Here is a 472-nt window from a genome sequence, read left to right as displayed (position 1 = left end):
CCGCGCGATTATCAGTAGTATCGAAGCGGTTGAGCGCGCAGCAGTGAACTTTGTACGTGAATCTAAAGATTTACGTGAGCACTATGACCGCAGTTTAGCGCGTTTCCTTAATCCATCTAAAAACTTGATGGCATTAGAGTTAAACGCTGAATTGGCTGTGGCAACGAGCCCAACCAACCACCACAACTTGTTTGGTAGCGCTTACCGTTACCTGCGTTATTTAACGCTGCGTAGCCGTATTCATTCAATCTCTCAGGAGCAATACGGACGTTTGTCACGTGTTAGCGTGCCTGAAGGTGACTTGTTAGCGCGTATCCAGCAAGAGCAAGATCGTGTATTCCAAGCTTGGCTATCTAGCCCAGATAAGCTGGTTTACGATGAAGATCTGAACAAATTGTGGGCGAACTTTATTGCTAAGCGCGATGAAATTTCAACCGAACGTAATATGCTGACACGTTTTATTTTGGGTGAA

1 pseudogene is annotated in these 472 nt (G+C 45.6%); it reads left to right on the top strand.

The features are described from left to right. Window positions 1–472 (top strand): annotated as a pseudogene (locus M0413_RS23150) (ATP-binding protein); the annotation flags it as partial.

This window comes from Shewanella sp. 8A (assembly GCF_023475945.1).
Taxonomy (GTDB): Bacteria; Pseudomonadota; Gammaproteobacteria; order Enterobacterales; family Shewanellaceae; genus Shewanella; species Shewanella xiamenensis.
Note: the sequence above shows the minus strand (reverse complement) of the source record. Positions and strands in the feature narration are given on the sequence as shown.